General features: G+C 42.7%; 18 protein-coding genes and 1 pseudogene. 4 read left to right on the forward strand and 15 right to left on the reverse strand.

From position 1 onward, the window contains the following. Both IPM95_03870 and IPM95_03875 read left to right on the forward strand, forming a co-directional pair. Positions 1-1242: pseudogene (locus tag IPM95_03870) on the forward strand (asparagine synthetase B). Positions 1243-1353: 111 nt separating this feature from the next. Further along, the gene (locus tag IPM95_03875) at positions 1354-3864 is read left to right on the forward strand and encodes a cation-translocating P-type ATPase (GenBank protein MBK9328452.1); all 2511 of its coding nucleotides are present in this window, start codon (positions 1354-1356) and stop codon (positions 3862-3864) included. Positions 3865-3882: 18 nt separating this feature from the next. Here IPM95_03875 and purS read toward each other — a convergent pair whose 3' ends face one another. Continuing rightward, positions 3883-4128: a phosphoribosylformylglycinamidine synthase subunit PurS gene (purS, locus tag IPM95_03880; GenBank protein ID MBK9328453.1), complete on the reverse strand. Its 246-nt coding sequence runs from the start codon at positions 4126-4128 to the stop codon at positions 3883-3885. A gap of 163 nt (positions 4129-4291) precedes the next feature. Between purS and IPM95_03885 the strand changes: the two genes are divergently transcribed. Continuing rightward, a complete protein-coding gene (locus IPM95_03885) occupies positions 4292-5425 on the forward strand; it encodes a hypothetical protein (GenBank protein MBK9328454.1) in 1134 nt (377 codons plus the stop codon). A gap of 291 nt (positions 5426-5716) precedes the next feature. On the opposite strand, the gene acs is transcribed toward IPM95_03885, so the two are convergent. Beyond that, positions 5717-7687, reverse strand: a complete 1971-nt coding sequence (acs, locus tag IPM95_03890; GenBank protein MBK9328455.1) for an acetate--CoA ligase — start codon at positions 7685-7687, stop codon at positions 5717-5719. Positions 7688-7873: 186 nt separating this feature from the next. On the opposite strand from acs, the gene IPM95_03895 reads away from it, so the two are divergent. Beyond that, the gene (locus IPM95_03895; GenBank protein ID MBK9328456.1) at positions 7874-8659 is read left to right on the forward strand and encodes a GNAT family N-acetyltransferase; all 786 of its coding nucleotides are present in this window, start codon (positions 7874-7876) and stop codon (positions 8657-8659) included. Positions 8660-8767: 108 nt separating this feature from the next. Here the strand turns inward: IPM95_03895 and IPM95_03900 are convergent, their stop codons facing one another. The 13 genes from IPM95_03900 to IPM95_03960 all read right to left on the reverse strand — a co-directional run bounded on the left by IPM95_03900 (position 8768) and on the right by IPM95_03960 (position 23727). Further along, positions 8768-10372 carry a hypothetical protein gene (locus IPM95_03900; GenBank protein ID MBK9328457.1) on the reverse strand — a complete coding sequence of 535 codons (1605 nt, stop codon included), beginning with the start codon at positions 10370-10372 and terminating at the stop codon, positions 8768-8770. 20 nt (positions 10373-10392) lie between these two features. After that, entirely contained in the window at positions 10393-11307 is a 915-nt protein-coding gene (locus IPM95_03905; protein ID MBK9328458.1) for a glycosyltransferase, read from the reverse strand. Then, positions 11304-13982: a hypothetical protein gene (locus IPM95_03910; protein ID MBK9328459.1), complete on the reverse strand. Its 2679-nt coding sequence runs from the start codon at positions 13980-13982 to the stop codon at positions 11304-11306. Before IPM95_03910 ends, IPM95_03905 begins: the two co-directional genes overlap by 4 nt. A gap of 22 nt (positions 13983-14004) precedes the next feature. After that, the gene (locus tag IPM95_03915; protein MBK9328460.1) at positions 14005-14892 is read right to left on the reverse strand and encodes an alpha-1,2-fucosyltransferase; all 888 of its coding nucleotides are present in this window, start codon (positions 14890-14892) and stop codon (positions 14005-14007) included. Next, positions 14892-15878, reverse strand: coding sequence for a glycosyltransferase family 2 protein (locus IPM95_03920; protein ID MBK9328461.1), 987 nt, complete (start codon positions 15876-15878; stop codon positions 14892-14894). The genes IPM95_03915 and IPM95_03920 overlap by 1 nt, the downstream gene beginning before the upstream one ends. Positions 15879-15952: 74 nt before the next feature. Continuing rightward, on the reverse strand, positions 15953-17083 hold the full coding sequence (locus IPM95_03925) for a hypothetical protein (protein ID MBK9328462.1): 1131 nt from the start codon (positions 17081-17083) through the stop codon (positions 15953-15955). A 5-nt stretch (positions 17084-17088) separates the two neighbouring features. Then, the gene (locus IPM95_03930; GenBank protein ID MBK9328463.1) at positions 17089-17958 is read right to left on the reverse strand and encodes a GDP-mannose 4,6-dehydratase; all 870 of its coding nucleotides are present in this window, start codon (positions 17956-17958) and stop codon (positions 17089-17091) included. Beyond that, positions 17955-18671 carry an FkbM family methyltransferase gene (locus tag IPM95_03935; protein MBK9328464.1) on the reverse strand — a complete coding sequence of 239 codons (717 nt, stop codon included), beginning with the start codon at positions 18669-18671 and terminating at the stop codon, positions 17955-17957. The genes IPM95_03930 and IPM95_03935 overlap by 4 nt, the downstream gene beginning before the upstream one ends. A 51-nt stretch (positions 18672-18722) precedes the next feature. Then, positions 18723-19511 carry an FkbM family methyltransferase gene (locus IPM95_03940; protein MBK9328465.1) on the reverse strand — a complete coding sequence of 263 codons (789 nt, stop codon included), beginning with the start codon at positions 19509-19511 and terminating at the stop codon, positions 18723-18725. Then, entirely contained in the window at positions 19508-20776 is a 1269-nt protein-coding gene (locus tag IPM95_03945; GenBank protein MBK9328466.1) for a class I SAM-dependent methyltransferase, read from the reverse strand. The genes IPM95_03940 and IPM95_03945 overlap by 4 nt, the downstream gene beginning before the upstream one ends. A 1-nt stretch (position 20777) precedes the next feature. After that, positions 20778-21221, reverse strand: coding sequence for a hypothetical protein (locus IPM95_03950; GenBank protein ID MBK9328467.1), 444 nt, complete (start codon positions 21219-21221; stop codon positions 20778-20780). A 130-nt stretch (positions 21222-21351) separates the two neighbouring features. Continuing rightward, positions 21352-22797 (reverse strand): oligosaccharide flippase family protein, encoded by a 1446-nt coding sequence (locus IPM95_03955; protein MBK9328468.1) that lies wholly within the window; start codon positions 22795-22797, stop codon positions 21352-21354. 57 nt (positions 22798-22854) lie between these two features. Further along, positions 22855-23727 (reverse strand): alpha-1,2-fucosyltransferase, encoded by an 873-nt coding sequence (locus tag IPM95_03960; protein ID MBK9328469.1) that lies wholly within the window; start codon positions 23725-23727, stop codon positions 22855-22857. Positions 23728-23746: the final 19 nt, after the last annotated feature.

A 23746-nucleotide genomic window follows, 5' to 3' on the forward strand; every position in this document is an offset into this window, starting at 1 on the left:
ATGATCAGGAAATCAGCCATCATACTAGTTTTTATTTTACTCGGATATACCACCAGGGCTTCCTTTATTTTAATCCCTATGGATGAGGTACAAACCAATCACCTCAAAGCCTATGGAATTGCCTATTGGGTATTGACCAAAAACACTCCGGTAGACTGGCTTCTTAATTATCGGGGCGGCAGTTTTGCTTTCCCCTACAGTAAAGATTACGAAAAGGAATGTTTAATACGCAATGTAAAGTTTGAGACCATTGCGGATGCCACCATGAGTAAAACACTTGAAGATATTTCCAATCCGGAAGTAAACATGGATGCTGTCCGACTGGAGAAACCGCCGCGCGTTGGGGTGTATTCACCGAAAGCCAATAATCCCTGGGACGATGCCGTCACGTTAGTGCTGTTGTATGCCGAAATTCCCTATAAGGTGGTTTATGACGAAGAAATCCTGGACGATGAACTGCATCTGTATGACTGGCTGCACCTGCACCACGAAGATTTCACCGGACAATATGGTAAATTTTGGTCGGCCTACCAAAATGCGGATTGGTATAAAAAACAAGTGCAGGATTACGAGTCGCGTGCGCAAGCATTAGGATTCTCCAAAGTTTCTCAGGAGAAGCTGGCCGTTGCCAAAAAGATACGCGATTTTGTAATGGGCGGCGGTTACATGTTTGCCATGTGTTCCGCCACCGATTCCTATGATATCGCACTGGCAGCAGAAGGAATCGACATCTGTTCTTCTCAATTTGACGGCGATGCAATGGATGCCGCTGCACAAAATAAAATAGAATATAACAAGGGCTTTGCTTTTTATAATTACCAGATCAGCAACAACCCGTATGAATACGAATTTTCCACGATAGATGTGCCGGGAATTCGCCCGATTGCCGCCACCATCGACTTTTTCAGTCTCTTTGATTTTTCCGCCAAATGGGATCAGATACCGGCCATGCTGACACAAAATCACGAGAAAATCGTGAAAGGTTTCATGGGTCAGACCACAGCGTTCAAAAAATCCGTCATCAAACCGGAAGTGCTGGTTATGGGCGAAAATAAGAGTCTGAATGAGGCGAAATACATTCATGGAATTTACGGCAAAGGTACCTGGACATTTTACGGCGGACACGATCCGGAAGATTATCAGCACCGCGTCGGTGACCCGCCGACTGATTTAAATCTGCATCCCAACTCACCGGGCTATCGGTTGATCCTGAACAATATCCTTTTCCCCGCTGCAAAAAGAAACCACAGAAAACATAAGCAGTTTCTCATTGCAAAACGATTCCTCTACAGAAGTTCTCCATTCATTTTTATTATTCCTTCCAAATTTGTAAATTGTCGAATTTATACCACCATGCCTTTCTCCAATTTCAACATACAGGGATTATCTGATGAACAGGTACAGGAAGCGAGAAAGTTACACGGTGAAAATCAGTTAAGCCAGCAGGAAGATACGGGATTCCTCCACAGCATTGTCAGTATCCTGAAAGAGCCGATGATAGTATTGCTGCTGGCCGCCGCCACCATTTATTTCATTACCGGCAATTTGGATGACGGCATTTTCATGACCTTAGCCATTGTTCTGGTAGCCGCCATATCCCTATATCAGGAATCGAAGAGCAGAAATGCCTTAAAGGCTTTAAGGACTCTCACGCAACCGAAAAGCAAAGTGATTCGGAATGGCATATTAACGGATGTCAGCAGTAGTGATATTGTTTTAGGTGATATCATCGTCGTGGAAGAAGGCACTTCTGTTCCGGCAGACGGCATCATCCTGCAGGCAAATGATTTTGAAGTCAATGAATCCATTCTTACCGGCGAATCATTGCCTGTTATCAAAAACGAAGCTGCTGAAGACAAAAATGTCTACCAGGGTACCTGGGTATCCGGCGGCTTGGCTATTTGTGAGGTGACTGCCATCGGCAATCAGACAAAACTGGGGAAAATCGGAAAGATACTCGAAAGTATTGACGAAGAAGAAACGCCGCTGCAGCAGCAAATCAACCATTTCGTAAGGCTGATGGCGTTTACCGGCATCTTCATCTTTTTAATCGTGTGGGGCATTAATTTTTTCCGTTCACGGGATGTTCTGGACAGCCTGCTCAAAGCCCTGACGCTGGCAATGAGCATTTTACCGGAAGAGATTCCGGTCGCCTTTACCACCTTCATGGCACTGGGCGCCTGGCGGCTGATGAAGATGGGTATCATCGTCAAACAAACCAAAACGGTGGAAACCTTAGGCAGCGCCACCGTCATTTGCACGGATAAAACCGGCACCATTACAGAGAACAAAATGTCGCTAGCTAAAGTATTCGACTGGGACAGTCAAAAAATAATTTCCGGGGATAATTTGTTTTCTATGGAATCCGAAGCCATCATTCAATACGGCATGTGGGCGAGCGAGCCGATTCCATTTGATCCTATGGAAGTGGCGCTGCATGAAGCCTACACAAAACTAAACGGCATAGATGAACGGCCCAACTACAGCATGCGGCATGAATATCCGTTGGGCGGGCACCCGCCGATGATGACGCATATTTTTGAAAATTCCGCAGGACAGCGTATCATCGCGGCAAAAGGCGCACCGGAAGCCATCATGCAGGTCGCCCATTTGTCGGAAGCAGATAAAACCATCATCACTCAGCAGGTGCACGCCTTAGCAGCAGAAGGATACCGTGTACTGGGTGTCGGTGTTGCCGAATATGCCGGCAATGATTTTCCGGAAAGGCAACAATCCATCCGCTTTGCCTGTAAAGGTCTCATCGCCTTTTACGACCCTCCAAAAAAAAATATGGAATCGGTGCTGAATGCCTTTTACCAGGCAGGTATCGACGTGAAAATAGTCACCGGCGACAATGCCGCCACGACAGCCACCATTGCAGGACAGATTCATTTTAAAGGCGCCGAACAAACCTTAAACGGACAAGACCTGATGGACATGCCGGATGAGACGCTGAAAGAAAAAGTAAAAGATATCTTTATTTTCAGCCGGATGTTTCCGGATGCCAAATTAAAAATCATCAACGCACTAAAAGCCAACGGAGAAATTGTAGCGATGACGGGAGACGGCGTCAATGACGGCCCGGCGCTGAAAGCCGCGCACATTGGTATCGCCATGGGAAAGAAAGGCAGTGAGATAGCAAAGCAGGCGTCGTCCCTGATTGTTATAGATGATGATCTGGGCAGGATGGTGGATGCGATTGCCATGGGCAGAAAAATTTACGTCAACCTGAAAAAAGCGATCCAGTACATCATCTCGATCCACATTCCGATTATCCTGACGGTATTCATTCCGCTGGCACTCAACTGGAAATACCCCAGTATCTTCACACCGGTACACATCATTTTTCTGGAGCTCATCATGGGGCCTACCTGTTCCATCATCTATGAAAACGAGCCTATCGAAAAGAATCTGATGTTCCAGAAACCAAGGCCTTTTACGACCACGTTTTTCAACCTTCGGGAACTGACCACCAGCATACTTCAGGGATTGATGATAACAGCCGGAACCATTTTCATTTACCTGTTTGCCGTTCAGTCCGGTTACAGTGAACCGCTGACCAGAACCATGGTTTTCACGACACTCATCACTGCAAATATTTTTCTGACACTGGTGAACCGTTCCTTCATCTATTCGGTGCTGACGACAGCCACCTATAAAAACAACCTGATTCCGGTGATTATCACCATCACCATTCTGCTGACCGCTGCGTTGTTGCTCTTTCCGCCTTTCACAAGTTTCTTTCAGTTTGAAAGCATTCCGCTTCGGGAAACAGGCATAAGCATGGCAGCCGGATTTATTTCTGTCATCTGGTATGAAGGGGTAAAATGGGCAAAACGAAGAAAGGTAACTTCGGCTGAATAAACTATCGTTCAGCAGGCATCATTCATGCACCACGTATTCAAAATACTCCATGACCGGATTATGCAGCAACTTTTTACATGCCTCTTCTGTTTTCTGTACCGCATCCTCTTTGGAATCCGCTTCAATTTTCAGCGTGATGTGTTTTCCGATGCGCACATTGGAGGTGTGGAATCCTAAATTGTGAAGGCCGTGCTCGACCGCTTTTCCCTGCGGGTCCAGCAATTCTTTCAGCGGCATGACGTTTATTTCGGCGGTATATTGCATTTGGTAAGGTTGTGAGTCGCAATTGATAAGGAACAAAAGTAAGCAATAAAAATTAAAAATTTACAGTCGGGCTATTGTGCCACGATTATCGTGGCACGATGCTGCAGATAGTCGTATTTTTATTTCCTTTAAATATTTAGTATTATTGATTCAAATTTCCCGGATGCCGTTGTTCAGAATATTGCTGCTTTCTTTGCTCATTATCAGCCAGACACATTGTAAAAAAGAAGCTGCCGTCACCAACTGCTTCAACGAAATCCAACGCAGCGAACTGCTGCATGAACTCGAACCGCTGACACACGACAGCATTCAGCTGTCTGCTTCCGAACGGCAGTTGATGAATGAAATCCACGTCCTTGCCAATGATATTACGCCGCTTTCTGACAACATCGACACAAGCATTTCCATTCAGGATCGTTATCATCAGATAAAGTCCAACTTTTTGCAACATGCGGCGTTGGCTGAACAGAAGGCAAACACCTTTTATCACGGCTCGGAAGCCTCCGTTATTTTGGCTAGAAACGCGTTTGTCCTTATGAGTTATGATGCGCTGCAGCGGAAATATCCCGAATTCATGTGGACGCGGCTGGGCGTGTTTGCCGCCAATGAAGTGCGTTCAGGATTGGTAGCCGCCTTGTTTTTGCGCTATACCCTCCTGCAAAACAACGTACACATTCCGATCGACAATACTGGAAAAGAGATAACCGATGTGTTGTTGGAAACCTGCCAGATTTTGATACAAGGGCAGATTGATGTGCTGACGGATATCGGTTCACTCGGAATCCTGAACAGTATTACCGGTGCGGGCAGGATTAAAACTGAAACCTGGCTGACTTCAGAAGCCCGCGAAGGATTCCGCTTGCAGGAACAGGCGGAAGATGTTTTAAAAGCTGGCAACTGCAACGCCTATCAGGATACACAGACGGAAGCCGCCATACAATTCGGCGCACACGAACAGATCTACATTTTACAACCGATGTGGGACAAGCCGTTGATGCAGCAGTTTGCCACGCTGGATAAGTTACTGATACAGCTGACCAACCGGCAATTTGTATTTTTTGGCGATATCTTTATAGGAACAAATAAGACCGGTGAAACGGGAAAAGGATATACTGTAAAACTGCCGACGAACGTGAATGATTTGTCGAATGCGCAGCAGCGGGTGCTGGTGGCGATGAACGGATTCCACACGCTGAACAACTTGCGCAAAGATGCCCGATGGGACCGATGGATAGACTACTCCATGATAAAGATTGGCAATTTCTACGATGTGTATTTACCGGGTGTTCCGCTGTAAACAGGCATTGACTGAACCAATATTAACAACTATTTTCATACATTGAAACACTTCACACTGATACAGACTTCCCGCTAAGACTACAAATATAGAAGTGTCTCGCTTATCATCCTTACTCCACTTTTCATATTCAAAAGACACCTCATTTCGTTCGGTGTGTCCTCGAGGTGGGAGTCGAACGAACATAGTATTTTGAAAACATTGACAGGAGGCAGTTTCGCTGCGCCAGGCTATGGCGGGTCGACAGGCATACACTTCGCCCGCTAATGACTGAATTTTAAAAAACGTATCCTATTTCCGGGCGCCATTTATGATTTCGTCTACAACTGACGGATCGAGCAGGGTGGTGATATCGCCCAGATTGGTGGTATCGCCTTCGGCTATTTTTCGTAAAATACGGCGCATGATTTTGCCGCTGCGGGTTTTCGGCAATCCTGAAACAATCTGTATCTTATCGGGTTTCGCTATCGGTGAAATGATCTTGCTCACTATTTTGCGTACTTCGTTTTCAAACGCCAGCTGATTGAGCACATGCAGGCTGTTGTCATACTCCACGCCATCCGGTTGTGCCGGGTCGGTGTCAATTATACCGGCTTCAATGCTTTGTTTATCTACAATCACAAATGCATAAATGCCCTGCCCTTTGATGTCGTGCGGATAGCCGACCACCGCGCTTTCTATCACATTCGGATGCTCGTTGATAGCATTCTCCACTTCCGCCGTTCCCAATCTGTGCCCGCTCACATTCATCACATCATCCACCCTGCCGATGATTCGGTAATAGCCGTCTTCATCGCGGCGGCAGCCATCGCCGGTAAAATATAAATCATCGTACGTGGAGAAATAAGCCAATCGGCAGCGTTCATGGTCGCCAAATGTGGTGCGTATCATACCCGGCCACGGAAACTTCATGCATAAAAATCCATCTACATTATTTTCTTTCAATTCATACCCGCCGCTGTCCACCAATATGGGCTGGACGCCCGGAAGCGGAAGGGTGGCAAAAGTGGGTTTGGTCGGTGTGACATATGCAATCGGCGAAATCATAATGCCGCCGGTTTCCGTCTGCCACCAGGTATCTACAATCGGGCAGCGTTCTTTACCGATGTTATCGTGGTACCAGAACCAGGCTTCTTCATTGATCGGCTCTCCGACAGAACCGATGACCTTCAAAGTGTCCAGTTTATATGGTTTCACGAAATCCAGTCCACTCGCCATCAGGGAACGGATTGCCGTAGGGGCGGTATAAAATTTGGTAATCTGGAGTTTGTCAATCGTCGCCCAGAAACGTCCAGCATCGGGATAGGTCGGAATACCTTCAAACATGACGGTAGTAGCACCGTTCAACAGCGGACCGTACACAATGTACGAATGGCCGGTTATCCATCCGATGTCCGCCGTACACCAGAAAATATCATCTTCTTCGTATTGAAATACGTTCAGAAAAGTGTAATAGGTATAAACCATGTATCCGGCGCAACTGTGCACCACGCCTTTCGGTTTTCCGGTACTGCCGGACGTATACAGGATGAACAGGTGGTCTTCGCTGTCCATGACTTCTGCGGAAAAATCCGGCGCCGCCTTCTGCATTTCGCTGTGCCACCATACATCTCGTCCCAACTGCATTTGGATGGTTTCGCCGGTGCGTTTGTACACAATCACTTTTTGGATGGAAGGTGTGCTTATCAGCGCTTCGTCACAAATCACTTTCAATCCTACGGATTTATTGCCACGGTATAATCCATCCGCCGTCACCAGCAGTTTGCAGGCGGAATCGTTGATGCGGTCGGATAATGACTGTGCCGAAAATCCTGCAAACACCACCGAATGGATGGCACCGACCCGCGCACATGCCAGCACGGCCACCGCCAATTCCGGCACCATCGGCATGTACAAACAGACACGGTCGCCTTTCTGGATGCCGTTGTTCTGCAATACATTGGAAAAACGGCATACTTCGGCATGCAGTTCTTTATAAGTGAGCGTTCTGCCTGCTTCATTCGGGTCGTTGGCTTCCCAGATGATGGCGGGTTTATCGGCGTTCTTTTCCAAATGCCTGTCGAGACAATTTTCTGTAATGTTCAATTTCCCGTTGATAAACCATTCTACCTTCGGCTCTTTAAAATTCCAGTTCAGCACCTTTTCCCATTTCTGATGCCACTGAAAGGAATCGGCAATTTCGTTCCAGAATTGTTCCGGCTTTTCGACACTTTTCGTATAAACTTCGTGGTATTGTTCTAAAGAAGTTATCTTATGCAGCATGTTATACTTGTTTCCACTAAAATACAAAACAATTTCATGTTCCCAAACGAGCGCTTGGTATGAATTGCGCATATTTTCAGAATAGCCGTTTAAAATGATTATTTTTGCGTTTGAAAATATCCATCTTGTACCCGTTTTTACACATACAACTTATTGATTCTTCAATTTATTTCCCGTTGCATTAAAATGACTGACAAGAAACAATATTTCCGCATCTGCAAGGAACCTAGATACAGTTCAAAAATTCCTGTCTTTTCCCAATCCTACTGGCTGGACCTGGCTGCAGAAAACTGGGATGTCTGTCTGTACAAAAAAGAGGAAAAAATTATCGCGGCATTGCCGTATTGCTGGAAAGGCAGACTGCTGACGAAACGGATTTATTTACCGGACAGCAGTTTTTATCAGTCGATCCTTTTCTTTGAAACTGTAAGCGAAGCTGAAAAGCAGCAGATTGCCGTACAACTTTTTGGACAAATTCCCAAAACCGTCAAATCGTATTTCAAGTTTTTGCCGGAGTACACATCCATAGACCTCAGCGGATTGTCTTATACCAAAGAAGCCTACTACACCTACCTTCTGCTACCGGATGAGAAGACATCCCTTCTTTCCACCAACCATAAACGCAACATTCGGAAAGGTATCAATAACAACTATACGATTCAGCCCAGCAACAATACCGCCCTATCTTATTCGCTGCTGATATCTACCTTTAGCAGGCAGAAGATTCATTCAAAAATAAATCCCGAAGCTTTTCAGCCACTAGTCGAACTGACAAAAGAGCATCAATGCGGACAGCTTTTAAATTGCCTGGATGATAAGAAAAATGTGCTGGCTTCGGTTTTCATCGTGGAAGATGCCACCACCGTTTATTATCTCATGGGTGGCTACAATCATGATTTCAAAAACGCCGGTGCCATGACCTATTTATTGAATCATGTCATTCAGCAGGCAATCAATTCGAAAAACCTTTAATTTCTGCGGCAGCAGCAAAAAGACCATCGCTGCCTTTTTCGAAGGGTTTGGTGCCACCCGGCATCCGATCAACATCTGGAAGAAAATTCTAAAATTGTAGCATCTTTTTTAAAGCGTTACGCTTTTTACATCCGTAAAAACTTTGCCTTTTCTTTTCAAACAAAAAAATAAATTGCCGGATGGCTGAAGATATCGGGTTGGAATGAGCACACGATACTCTCTGACAGGTATGTTATCATATTGACTGAAATCAGCATCTATCAATGCGCCTGTATTTTCAAAAGCCAGCGGAGTATAATACTTGTTCATTTCATGATTGATGAGCATTCCGGCAGCCATCAGTTTATTCGCATTGTTTCTTTGCCCTATCAGTCCGCTCAGTATCAGGAAGCTGTCCCTTTTTACTGTACTGTTAATCGTGTAATAGAGCGAACTGTCATCAAGCATAACGGCCATATCGCAAGTCTGTACCTTGCTTAAATCCTTATAGTAGTAATCCGGTATCTTGTAAAATCCCTGCTCCACGGATTCTTTCAGGATTGCCAACCCTCTGCCGGTGTCCGCATAAAGTATCGCCTTTTGATCTAAGCTGTATGAAAACATGTTGAGTGCTTTGGAATAACTCAATGCGCATACTTTTTGCAGGGAGAAGAAATTCATCGCAACATTAAAAAAAACCGACAACACAACGAATGCGACGGATATCTTTTTATTTATTTTAGAAACGAACAATTCGATGAATGAAACATAGCTGAAAATCAGCAGCAATAAAGAATACAATTTATAGCGAGGAGAAACGGCATTCTCAATCCCGAGCTGATACCTGTTCAGTGCCACCACAGTAGCCGTCAATAAAACAAATACCATAAAAAAGAATACAACAGTATTATGTTGATAGTAGTTCACCTTAACCATCCACAGGAAATAGGCGAATAGTATGATTCCAAAGACTATGGCAACACCATCATAACCGGGCAGCTGAAATACAGCCCCCAGGAATGCAAAGAAACATCCCGTTATCTGTATGATGGCATGAATGGAAAACAGCGTACCCGTATGAGCAGAGCTTGCCCCACCGGCATACCAGGCAAACAGCAGCAGGAATAAAGCGAACAACAGGCTAAACTTCAACCAGTTTCGTTCCAAGAAGAGAACATACAGCGTGACGGTAAATAAGGAAAAAATACCGCTGCCATTTGAAAACAAGGCTATTAGAAAGAAAAAAACAAAAAGAGTATATCTTTTCCGGATGTAGAAAAAAATCGTGAGCAGGCTGAATGGAATCACATACATGGATGTACAAATCATGGGCAGGAAGATTAAATCCCAATAAATGAAGACAAACAACAGATAGCTTACGGGAAGCAATATTTTCCAATCCATTTTACGATCTACTGACTTCAGGATGAGTAGGAACAATATCAGCATGGTCAGGTTGCCGATGTAATTCAGAATCCTCAAATCCAAAAATCCGTTCAGCTCATAAAGCGCCAAACAGGAAAGACGCAGCAACAAAAGGCGGTGCTGGTTGTAAGAACTGAATAACATCTGTATCTTTTCATTGAAGGATTCCGAACGGAAATAGGTATTCATGAAGTTCAGTATGGATTCATAGTCATCCGTGACGGGTACATTCTGCGCAAAATGAAAAACGTTGAAAAAATAAAACAAAACGGGAAGGGCTGCGACGGTATATAACAGAATCTTTTTCATGATGAAAATTTAAAACCCACTCAATACCACAGCCTGGCTCCCACTTTTCGGAGGTAATCCATACCGGCTGCATCCATAATTTTACGGGGTGCATACTTCAACCGATGCCGTAAACCCGGCAAGGTACGAAGGTACATCGCAAAATCAAATTTGGATTTTACCAGAAAGAATAAACTCCATAGAATAAAATGGGTAATCACATACAACATAGGTAAGTGCTTGTACACCACCACCAGCTTATTATGAAACATACGCAGAAAGGTTGTCTTTCCGGGTTCCCTGCCGTTCGGATTAATCTTATGCAGCACCAGGATATCTTTGGTGAACAGGATAGAATAACCCGCCTTTACGGTTGCATACGACAAATCGTACTCTTCCATACCGTAAAAGAAATCTTCCTGATAATAACCGGTTTCTTCAATCAATGATTTGGGAAATACATGCCCGTACCCAAAAAACAGGTTGTAGAAAATTTCGTTTTTCCCTTCTATCAGATGTGGGTTCTTCAGCGGCATCTCTTCGTTTCCGGTAGCTGGAATTTTGCCCAGGAAACCAATAATGGCCAACTTCTGATCCATATATCGGACAAACTTATCCAACACCAGCTGTATGACATTCTGCTGCACTATCTCCGCATCGTCGTCCATAAACAACAAATACTTCCCCGAAGCCTCCCGGATACATAAATTACGTCCGCCTGCCACTCCCAGATTTTTCGGATGGTAGATGTATTTAATCAATTCTCTCTGTTTGGGCGAAAGCTGCTTCAGGTATTCTTCAAAAACGCTGTAATCCTGTGTTGAACCGTTATTCAAAACGATAATCTCCTTTTCCCATCCGTTCACATCATCGAGCCCCAATACATTTCTTACGGCGTCAATGGTATCTTCCGCACGATTAAAGCTAATGATCAGAAAAGAAAATTTCTCACTCATTCAACAGGTTCTGTTTGGGGATTTTTCCGTTGTTTATACAACAGAATCAAGGCACCCAAAAACAATAAATAAAACAAGGCATTTCCTGCCAGAATAATATTATTGGTGGTTGCCAGTAATTTTGGAACAAACTCAAACGTAATCTTATGCTGTCCCTGGTCGACCTTCATTCCGCGCAATATGTAATTGACCCGAATGTGGTCTGCCGGTTTTCCGTCAATAAAAGATTTCCAGTCTTCGTTAGGCCGGTAAATCACTTCTGAAAACACGACAAACTCGGGTTTATCAGACATGAAATCATATTCCAGTTTCATCGGGTTGCCGGTCTCCGCCTTCTTAATGTATCTTGCTGCACTGAATGCGGATGAATCCGCATTGGGAACAAATCCGGACAGGTATTTTTCAAAATCCATGTGAACGACTGCCGTTGCCGCAGGATTTATCTCCCGCACTTTTAAGATTTCCTCTTCCGGTGTCTGCGCGATTATTATGTCATTGACAAACCAGGCATTCCCCAACGCATAAGGGTTTTGCAGGATTCCGGTCGCTTCATTCGACTGCTTGATGTATTTGGTGTTAAGCATATTTACAAAATTGGCATTCTGAAAGCCTCCTTTGTTGAGCAACTGGAAATCATAGCTCAATCCATATTCTATCACATCCTGATATCTTTTTAATTTTGCGGGATTATACCCCCCGATTGTTCTATGATAATATACGGGAGAAGCGCTGTTAAAAACATCTCCTGTAAAATCCACCATCCGTGCGCCGTCTTTATTATCCGCCAAAATAGCAGCATCTGCAGGCGTCTGCGGAAATGAATTGGCTGCAATCATCTCCTTATCCTCAAAATCACTGTCATTGAGGTAGCGTTTATTGATCTGCCAGAAATCCACCAGAATCAGAACGGTTAAACCCGCCAGCAAATAGGATTCCTTACGAAATTTACCGGAAGCATAAGTCAGCAATAATAATGCAGCCACTGCAACCAGGATGAAAGAACGGATGGCATCCGTACGCATGAAAGAGGCACGGTCTTTCTTCAGGGAGGCATAAATCTCGTTGCTGAAATTTTGATCACCTGTCATCTGTGTCAGCTGTGCCTTGAACTGGTCATCGGAACTTTGTCCGCCTTCCACCGCTTTAGACTGGAAGGAGAATGCACTTCCCAATACTATAAAAAAAATCAAGATGCCGCCGGTGATTCCGCCTGCATATTTCAGGGCTTTTATCCTTCCCTCTTTCGAAGTCACCTTATCATCAAAGAAATCTTTTAGACCGAGTACTCCCAATGCCACCATTAACACCTGTGTAAGTGCGAGAATCATGGTAGGCGCACGGAATTTATTGAACATCGGAACCAGGTTATACAGCAACCTGTAAAAGACTTCAAAATTTTTACCCAAAGCTATCAAGACAGTCAGTACCACCCCGCCGGTAATCCACCATTTAAGATTTCCATTGTATGCAAACAAGCCAAAAACAAATAAGAACAGAACGATTGCGCCCAAATAAATAGGCCCCTGCACAAATGGCTCGCTGCCCCAATACAAAGGCATCCGTTGAACAAACTGGGAAGCCTGTTGCGGAGGTACCCCTTTAGTGGTGAGTGTTTTGTACACATTTGAATTTTCATCCAACCCGGCAGCAGAAGAGCCTCCGGCAAAGTTAGGCACCAGTAATGCCCCTAATTCTTCATAGCCCAAACTCCATCTGGTGGCATAGTCAAAGCCTACCCCTTTATCGTTTTCCGTATTTTTTTCTGTTTTGCCGTTTACTGACGGATTCATTTTAGCGACATTCAGAATATCCCCTCCTCTGGTCGTTTCTTTTGTAAAATCATTGATGAAATAATTATCAAAATTCATCATGACGGATATGACTAATGTGAAACCGATGATGGTACCGGCAGTAAGCACCTGTTTTATATCCTTGCTGATGGCCGATTTGATGATTTCAAATAAAATATAAAACCCTATCAGGATGAAACTGTAATAGGCAATCTGAACGTGGCGTTGTGCAATGATTTCGAATGAAAAAATTACAAACAACATGGCTCCCAGGTAATAGCGTTTCTGGAAAATGCTCCAGGCACCTGCAAACATGGGCAAGAACATGGCTATTGCATTCACTTTCGTAATGTGGCCGGCATCTAGACTTACAAAATTAGCTGTACAAAATCCGATAGCAACTGCACCGAGAAATGAATAACTTACCCGTTTGGTCATCACATAGAATCCGATAAAAGCACATATCAGCAGAAAGAAAATATCCATCGCCGGATCAGGTATCTGACGAATCAGTTTGTACAAAATGGCTACCGGCAGATAGTCAACGACTTTAGGAAGTTCAAGCCCGCCGATCATATATGCAGGCATGCCGCTGAACATCCGGGACGACCACATGGCGGCATGTCCGGTTGCTTCTTTAAAATCCGCACTTTCCTTATTCATCGCGAGATACTGGTTGCTGTCGTGTGTAGACAATCTCTGGCCTTCGAGCAATGGTTTACAATAGATCAGCGCCAGCGCAATGAAAAAAAGTATAATTGCAGGAATCAATATCTTGTTGGAAACACTTAAGCCGGGTGATGAGATGGAAGATTTTTTGACGTGGACCGTATCAGATTGTCTGCCAGACGGTTTCGTAGATTGTACAGGTTGTTTCTTTGCCATATCTAATAATTACAGTGCTAAATTACAATTTTATCCAATCGGATGGGTAGATATCTTTTGAATTGATGGAAGGGTCTGCAAACCACATTTGCGGTGCCATCACAATCTTATCCGCTTTGTTATTCAGCCACGCTCCCCACCAGCTGAACGTACTGTTGCAGATAATATGGTGCCTGCAAAGCGACATCAGGTGCATATCTGAATGACTCGATTCAGTAGTGGTATTGTTGTCAATTATATGAAATGGGAAATTCAGCTTAAAATGTGACCTCACCCAGGGCACATCATCCGTAAAAATAAAAAAAACAGGCTGATTTATTTTTGCAGCCATGAGGTCCACCGCTTTCTGGTAATATTCTATAGACGTGGCACCATGCTTCTGCAGGTTTTTTTGCAGCGAAATGTAATCTCCTCTCCGAATGTGTACAGAAACTGAAGCGCTATTGGCAATGATGTTTTCCCATTCACTGTTTTTGCCGCCTAATGGCTGTTTAAACCGGCATTCATTCCGGATAATTCCTTCAATAGGTTTAAAATATTTTTCAGACTGAAAATGCCCGTCTAAATAGGTATTGTCAGGTAATTCCAGAACAGAAGGGTCAAACGCGAAATCTTTTTCCTTAAAATAAGTAAACTTCCAGCTATTGTACAGTCGATTCAGAAAAAAATGCGTCTTTGATAAAGGGTATAAATATTTATTCCGGAAAGGCATTTCATTCTTTTGTGCTTCAATACAAAACACATCCAGTTCGAGTTTGCGGTAAGTCGCTACAGAGGAAAACTGCAGTTTACTGTATAACGGTATCACATCCAACCCTAAAGATGTATTATGCTTAACTGCCAATGATTTAGCCGCAGCATATTGAAATAGCTGATTCCCCAATCCTCCGTTTAATGCTACCCGTATCATTACATTACCTTATAAAAAAATGGTTTACGGAAAATAATTTTCGGAAAGAACGCCAGTAAGGAAAAAACATTAACCGCATATATCTTTGCACGGCGCAATGAATATTTCCCGGAAAACAAACCCGCAATAAAAAGCACCGGAATTTCCAGAACGAAGAAAACATAATTAATCAGGAACCATACTACCGAATATTGTTTCCGGATCCGAAGCAGATGGGATAACAAGAGCTGTTTCCCTTTGGGTGTCCAGTACTCAAAATAATTGTGCGTTTTTTGCACCTGCAGTTTTTTGGTTGTCCCACCCTCGAGGTGTATCACTCTCAGGTTGATGTAAACGGCAATTTTCCCGACTTTTCGCAATCTGCTGCACCATTCAATTTCTTCGGAAAAAAGGAAAAAATCTTCATCCAGCATTCCCGCTTTATCCATAGCATCCTTCTTTACCAGCATAAATGCACCGCTGATCCAATCCACGTAGTTCGTCTTATCGGATGACTGAATGCTTGGTTTTTTCACCTTCATAACAGTGCCTGCCTGCCTGAAAACCGAATTCAATACGGGAAGAGTCAGCAATATATTCAACCCTCCTATTACAAAATAATTGCCGGCATTCTGAAAGCTGTTATCTGCATTCAGCAGCTGAACGGACGCTGCCGCTACGTCGGTTTCTGAAGACATCTGTTCTATGACTTTATCGAGGGTGCCATCCAGTATAATCGTATCGCTGTTGAGTAACAATACGTATTTTCCGGCAGCACGCTTCATTCCCGTATTATTGGCACGGGAGAATCCTGAATTATACGCCATCTGAATCCATTGAACGTCGGGATACTTTTCTTCTATCTGCTGCCTGCTGCTATCCTGCGAATCGTTGTCGACAATGATAATCTCAAAGGAAATCTCTTTTGTCTCCGCATAAACAGATTTCAGGCATTCCAGGATGAGTTCCGGCGATTTGTAATTTACTATGATAACAGACAGATCCAAATTTGATTATAATCTAAAAATAAGGCAATTTTTTAAAGAATGGTGTTATTTATGCACAAGAAGCATTCACAACATTATTTATCCTGTTTTAGAGGAAAATATTTCAGCAGATGTTTGGTGAAGATACGGCTCAGCAACAAGAATGGAGCCATAACAATCCCCAGTAACACTTCCCTGAAGAATGCAGGATTCCAACCGTACACCTCTACATTTACGTTAATGTGCTTTAAAATAGCCCCAAATTTAAAATAACAAAGCAGGTCATAGACAATCTTTCGGCTTGTCTTAAAATGCAGGGGTACTTGCTGATGATATCGCGCCCGAGCAGAGGGAAAATCATTCAGTGCCGCCGAAACACAGGCAATTATTTTGTGATGTTCAGAATCAAACAGCTCTACCACTTTTTCCACCGGCAAGCCAAATCGCTCAAAATCCCTCGATATCGGGTTGACCCAGGTCGTATAGGGATTTAATATCTGTACCATTGGCAGTAATTTTGCGGCACTGGAGGTGGTTATCCAGGTGATGCCGGATGAACATCCCAGCAGCAACGTACAATGATGGGTTAAAGCTGCCGTCTCCCTCAGAGTCAACGGGCTTCCGTCAATCACGGCCTTATTCGCATGATTAATCTTGTGGGCAGAAGAAAGTATGACCGCAGTGCTTTCCTGCTTTACCAGATCTTCCGCAATAGCGATCGCTTTTTCTTTGGTGATATTTAACTGTCCGCTTTGCGGCGCAAACTCAAACAGAATGACATGGCGATATTGGGAAAGCTGCTGTTTTCGTGCGAATTCATCACACGTATGCTTCTCATCGTCCGTCAATACTAAAACAGGCGTAACAGGAACGGTTATGGGATGCGGGTAGGCCCTGAAAACATTGCTTCGTATGCATCCGTCATACAGGGCATTATTCTTCAAATAGGAAGGATGCGTAATAAATACTTCATCGTACTCCTTTAAATCTGTCTTTTGCTTTAAATTCCTGAATACGGCGGGATCATTACAATGCACATAATCCACCACAATTACATGATCTACATATGGGTTATTGGCGATGATATTTTTACAGTTGGATGCAATCGCCCATGTCAGCTGACAACCCGGAAAATCCTGTTTTATCTGACGGGCAACAGCTGTGGCATACAATGCATCGCCGTTTGAATAAAAATGAATGAGCAGTATTTTTTTAGCAGGAGGCATCTTTTTCAGTCATTTAACATCCTGTCAGCCAGCTGTTCAAAAGTGACTTCCGGCTTCCATCCCAATGAAAAAATAAGCGAGGAATCGGACACAAGCTGTTTATATTCGGGTGTGAAATCGTTTTTCAAAATAACATAATCCTTCCAGTCTTTTCCGATTTTACGGAAACATACTTCCAGCCACTCCTGAATGGAATATCCCGCACCGGATCCAATATTTGCTTCAAACACAGTATCCTGACTAACCAGTGCATAAATACCTTTTACTACATCGCCGGCGAATGTCCATTCTTTTACTACGCTGCTATCGCCAATTTCCAGCTTCTCCTTACTCCCGGCTGCGATGCGCTTTGCCGCTTCTGCAATTTTTTTTGCCATGTGTCTTTCCGAACGCCTGGGGCTGTCGTGATTGAAGAAATAACCGACATATGTTTTTATTCCCAGTCGCCTGTAATATCTGGCAGCATAGACAGATTGAATCCTGCTGACCGAGTAAGGGTCTCTCGCTTCAAATGGATCCGTTTCTTTAATCGGTTTATCCTGATTCACAAACTGCAGACCACTTCCGGAAATAAACACCCTGGTTGCAGGGGCGAAATTTTTAACGGCTTCCAGAATATTGAGTGTACCGGAGGAGATGGTCTCATGATTTTCGAACAATGCTTCATGACGTGTTGTCGAATTAGCGGCCAGGTGAAAGATGTAATCCGGTTTATGCCGCGTAATCAGTTCGGCAACTTCCTGATAACCGGCAATATTTGTTCGAAGGTAATCCCCTGTTCTGGAGACGCCCGTCACTTCTACCTGATTACTCTCTAAAAATAGTTTCAGATAGTATCCGTCCTGCCCGTTTGCTCCAAATATGATTGCCTTCATACAGTCAGTAAGTCTTTTCGAACAAAAATGGTGTTCACGTAAGTATCCGCGTATACTGCATATCCTTTTTCCTGCAGATACGCTTCGACCTGTGTATTCTTTTTACCCAGTTTCATATTATTAAACTCCATCGTTTCTATGCAAAAAACAGCTGGCCGGTATGTTTCAAAATCCAGTGATTTTAGAATCTCAAAGTCCAGGCCCTCCACATCGATAGAGACAAAATCAGGACAAGTGTCAAAATGTCCGGAGATAATATCATTGATATTCACAAACGGAACGACCTTATCCCGTTTATAAGCTATTCCTGTTTGATTTTTTTTCTGTTCAGCTTCCGACTCAGAAAACGTATTCCAGCCTGTATAAGGTTCGGGGAAATAGTAAAACACAGCCTCCTTGACATCGCCAATACCTACGCCTGCGTTGATTACCTTATCCTTCGGACGGGCTGCACAGAACTTTTGATATAGCGTGATATCCGGTTCCACACAAACGCCATAACATTTTTTCAGATAAAACAGATATGTATTGCTGCCTGCCTCAGGCTTATTAGCGCCTATATCCAGATAACTCGGGTAAGGATTATTTAAAGTTTGTGTGAATAAGCAATCTATAAGAATATCTTCTGCAAACTGAGAATAGGAGAACCTGGAACTTCCGGTAAATAAATCCACGCTCGCCTTAAGTTTGCTAATTATTCTGTTTATGTTCATACTGCTGTTTTGTACGAAAAAATACATACTGCACAAAGAATATAGTATCCCTTACTTTGGTACGATTAAAAAATTTATCCCGTCAACCACATCTATAAACTTATAATTTATTTCATTGACAAAATCGACATAATCCTGAAACGTAGTGTCGAACTGACATTGAAATTGCTGTTCAAATTCAAAGAAAATCGGCATCCGGTTTTTTAATATTGTCTCTTTTGCCCCCTGCATGGCAAATAAGTCACTGCCCTGTATATCTACCTTCATGAAACTGACTGGTTCGCTGATTTGCAGGCTATCTATGGTAAATGTCGTTACCTTTCTTCCGGAAGACAGCTTAGGATTTATAGAATTGGATGAGAAAGTGGTCTGATTTAGTTCAGGCTCCGGAAAAATCAGCACTTTGCCAATTTCATTGTATACAGCACCATCCTTTGCTATAATGTTGGTGCATTTGTTTGCAGCAATGTTCTTACACAGAAAATCAAATACTGTATTCTGTGCTTCAAATGCGTATACTTTTCCATTTGCTCCTGTCATTTTTGAAAACTCAACGGACATCTGACCAAAGTTTGCTCCAATATCCAAGACGGCAGTTCCTACTTTTATGTATTTCTTAGCTATATTGATATTGTGCTCTTCAAAATACTTTCCTCTTACTATGGTGCTCGTAACCGGATCCTTTTCGACATTGACGGGCAGGTAAAAATTCCCTACCGGGGTCTCGCAATAATATTCATTTGGATTCTTTGATAAGTTTGGATATTTATCGCCCCTGTATGGTTGTTTTATAATTTCGTAATTATATTTATTTAAAACCCTTCTTATAATACCTCTCATGATCCCTTATTTTTTTTATAAATATCAATCGTTGGAATCGGGAAAATAAATCCGGTTCCTTTTTCCAGCGCTTCTTTTTCTCTTTCCAGGAACTCTTCCTTGAAATGCCAGGGCAGTACCAGATAATAGTCCGGATTCATCGCCCGGCTCTCCGCTTCGCTGATAATCGGGATATTGGTACCCAGTGTATAGGCACCGTATTTATCCGGATTTCTTTCTGCCGCATATTCCACCAGCATACTGTTGATATCGCACCACTGCAATATGGTATTTCCTTTGGTAGATGCTCCGTATATGTGTACTTTTTTTCCTTCATTCTTGAGTTTCACCAATAAATCATGTAACTCATTCTTGACTCTTTCAATCCGGTATTGAAATGCCACATAGGGTTTATCCGTATCCAGTTCCAAATCGAATTCTTTCTGACGGATTTCATTCATCAGTTTATGGTCTTCCTTGCTGTAGTACAAACCGCTTTCCTTGTGCGTGGCATAACAACGGATACTGCCGCCATTGATATCATTGAAAGAAATCTTGAATACTTTCATATCCGCCATGCTGACAATCTTTTCCAGCACGGCAAGGCTGTAGAATTCCAGATGTTCGTGACAAATGGTATCATAACTGTCCATTTCCAGCATCTTAGGCATATAGCTCATTTCAAATACCCATATCCCTTCCGGCGACAGATATTTCTTGATACTCTTTACAAAATCTACCGGACTTTCCAAATCATAAAACATGGCGATGGACGTAATGACATCCATCCTTTTATCGCCTATTACTTTGAATAATTCTGCAGAGGGAAATATGTCCTGAACAACGGTGGCAATCTTAACCTCCTGTGCCACATCACTAGGGTCGCAGCCGAATTTATCCCAGTTTTCGGGATAATAGCTTAACAAGGTTCCGTCATTACAGCCAATATCCAGCACCGTACAGTCTTTCTTTTTCAGCAGTGATGTCGTACTGTCCACTATTTCCTTCAGGTGATTCCTCATCGTACTGTTCGTACCGCTCCTGTACCAGTAGGCGGCATATAAAATTTCCGGAGGCACGCTGTGTTCCATCTGCAGCAACCCGCAGGCATCTTCCTCCACCTGTGGATTACAACGTACTAATGAACAGTTGATTTTTCGCTGAGAAGGCATTTCCTTACCCGGTTTAACAAAAGAGCCCTGTAAATACTGGGGACCTAAATCAATAACCGGTGTAAGAGAACCGGAGCCGCAAACCCGGCAGGTTGTCCGTTTACGAATATGCATATTATCTTTTATTGTTTATTATAAATTCAAGGAATGTCCGGTCAATGGCATCAATACACTTATTGCGTTGCAGATTTAAAACCGCCAGATTTTTGACTATCTTATCCTTCTGGTCAACGGGAACATTTTCTATATCATACCCCTTTTCCACCTCATGCCATAATTCACAGTTCACTTCCGCCAATTGAGAAAACATGGCGCCCATGCCGCCTGCCACTTCCGCCACTTCATTGCCTTCTCTTTTAAATACCTTATTGGAGGCAAAGGTCAATTTTTCCAAGGGTATATTACCCCTTACCGCATTTTCCACATATTCGTCAATTTCTTCCTGCAATTGTTCTGCCTGCTTATTCAGGCTTTCTGTTTTTTGCCCGTCATCCGTATGATACTGTTTTAACTTGACTATAGTCAGTTTATCACAAAGCATTCCTAATGTTTCTGCCATATTTTACAGTTTATGCCGGGCAATTGTGTTTATAAAACCCTGCCGGGTAACTAAAAAAAGAATCCGTACGTAATTTGCGCTAAAATAGCTAAAAAACCAGTATTTATTTAAAATTGATATAGACACATTGTTAATGTTTGATAAATACGAGTATTTTCTTTAATTTATCCTGAAACATATAGACAACAATAATTAAAAACAGGGAAAGCTTGATTGCAATGACCCACCATACATTTAAGCCGGAATAAGACAGAGAATAGGAAACCGTCATTGCCAAAAAGATAATCAGCAGATTCCAAATGAATACAGTCCAACGGGTAACAGCCAAATCCGTAAAAAATTTACAAACCCAATAGGTTGCCAAAAACAAAACCATAAAAGAAAACAGGGTGGTATAGGCAGCAATCTCATAGCCATACCTGGGTATTAACCATAGATTCAACAGGAAATTGACTATCGCCGTACTTACAAAACTCACGTAAAACAACTTCACTTTCTTTGCATAATAAAGATAGAAATTATAAATCTCCGCGATGTCTGAGAAAACATATGCCAGGATTAAAACAGGAAGCAGATGCAGGGCTACATCAAACTCTTCATTTAATGAAAGTATCCTGCCGGCATCTGCCGCAAAGAAGATAAAGCTACAGGCGAATACGGTAATCAGTTTAAACATGCTGCGCATCTGACTGATGACTTCCTCTTCTTTATTTTCCTTCAGCAGATTAAAAAGGTTTGGTCGGTTTGCGGTAACGAAAGCCTGAGAAAACCCTGAATAGATGATGGCAAATTTGTAGGCATAGCTATATACACCGGAGGCCGTACTTCCCTGCAGGTTATTGATTAAAACCAAATCTATATAACTGACGATATAACTACTGAGTCCTATAGGAATAAAGCCGGCTGAGTACCTTACAATTTCCATTTTACCGGGAAGGTGCCCTCCCCCGGCAAGATATTTTCTGAAATAAACGGCAATAATGATTAAAGCCAAAACCAATGTTGCCGCATTTTCACCGGCCACTCTTCCCAAATAATTTTTACTGATAAAGTGTATAAACAGGAAGGCTGCCGCCACCCTTGCTATTTGGATCACCAACTGCCACAACCCCAATCGCTTGCTGAACTGCTGGGCATTATTATACGTCGAAAAAAAATTAATGACGATGGTTGTAAAAATACCGACCACTATCCAAATGAATAAATCGGCAGGCAGATTAGTGAGACGGAGCAATAAATCCTTACATAGTATTAACAGAAAAACCCCCGATAAAAAAACAATAAAAGACAGACGCAGCAAAAACTGCATCAGATTTCTCTTATCCATGTTTTCCTCAAAATAATACCGATAAAATCCTGCATACAAATTCAGAGAAATAATGACCGCTAAAAAACGAACGGTATTGTTGTAAACTTCATAAATGCCAAAATCGGAAGGAGTCAGCAGTTTTGTAAACAACGGAATGGTAAGCACCATGACCACCTGAATGAAAACAAAGGAAAGCATATAGGCGGAACCATGCCGGAGTGTGTCGTAAATAGACAGTTGTTTAATATGTTCAACTATTTTTTTCAAATTATGTTCTTACCATCAGTATAGATGAAAACAGGAAGAAAATCCACTATTGCTGATTTATTTTACAATCCATCTTTTTGGTATCAGATCTATCTCCTCCGTTTTAACGTTGGTGGTCCAGTGTTTTGGTATAATAACGATTTTATCCGGATTTGTATTCAGCCAGGCAGACCACCAGCTGAAAGTGCTGTTGGCGATAATATTGTGTTTACACAAACTCATCAGGTAAAAATCCTCCACAGTCGATTTATTGGAAATCAAGGTAGAGTTTATATCCCATATCATTTCCTTTCTTACCCAAGCCTCATCATCGGTAAACAGATAAAAATGCACCTCCTCACCCAGCTCACTCTTTATCCATTCAATGGCCTTGGTATAATAATCCTTTGAACACAGACCGTGAGCATCCATAGAGGATAAATTGCGGATGTAATCACCCCGGCGGATGTGAATAGCTATCGATTTTGAGTTTTTTATTTGGCTAATCAAACGATCATCCATAGGTTTAAAATCCTGTTTTATCGTTATTTCATCCCGAATGATATCCGCTATTTCCTTGAAATATTTTTCTGACAAAAAATAACCCCTCACGTAATAGTTACCTTTTAATTCCAGAAAATGCGTATCAAATCCGTATTGGTTAGATGTATATTTTTTATTTTTCCCAAAAGAAATCAGTTGTGTAATGACCCTTTCCTTTACCGAAAATCCAGTGCCGTGAAAATCGTGCAACATCCGTTCATCCGCCAGGCTGCACTTTACATTAAATGACCCCAGCTCGTATTTCCAAAGCGGACGTCCCTCTCCCGATAAATTCAGTTTGGAAATATCCAAATACAAATCTGCATTATTCAGATGCGCCAGATGCCTGCCTGCCGCATATTGGAAAAGCTGATTGCCTAATCCCCCCATTAATCGTACAACTATCATTTTTAATTAACTATATTTT

Source organism: Sphingobacteriales bacterium (genome assembly GCA_016719635.1).
Classification (GTDB): Bacteria; Bacteroidota; Bacteroidia; order Chitinophagales; family JADIYW01; genus JADJSS01.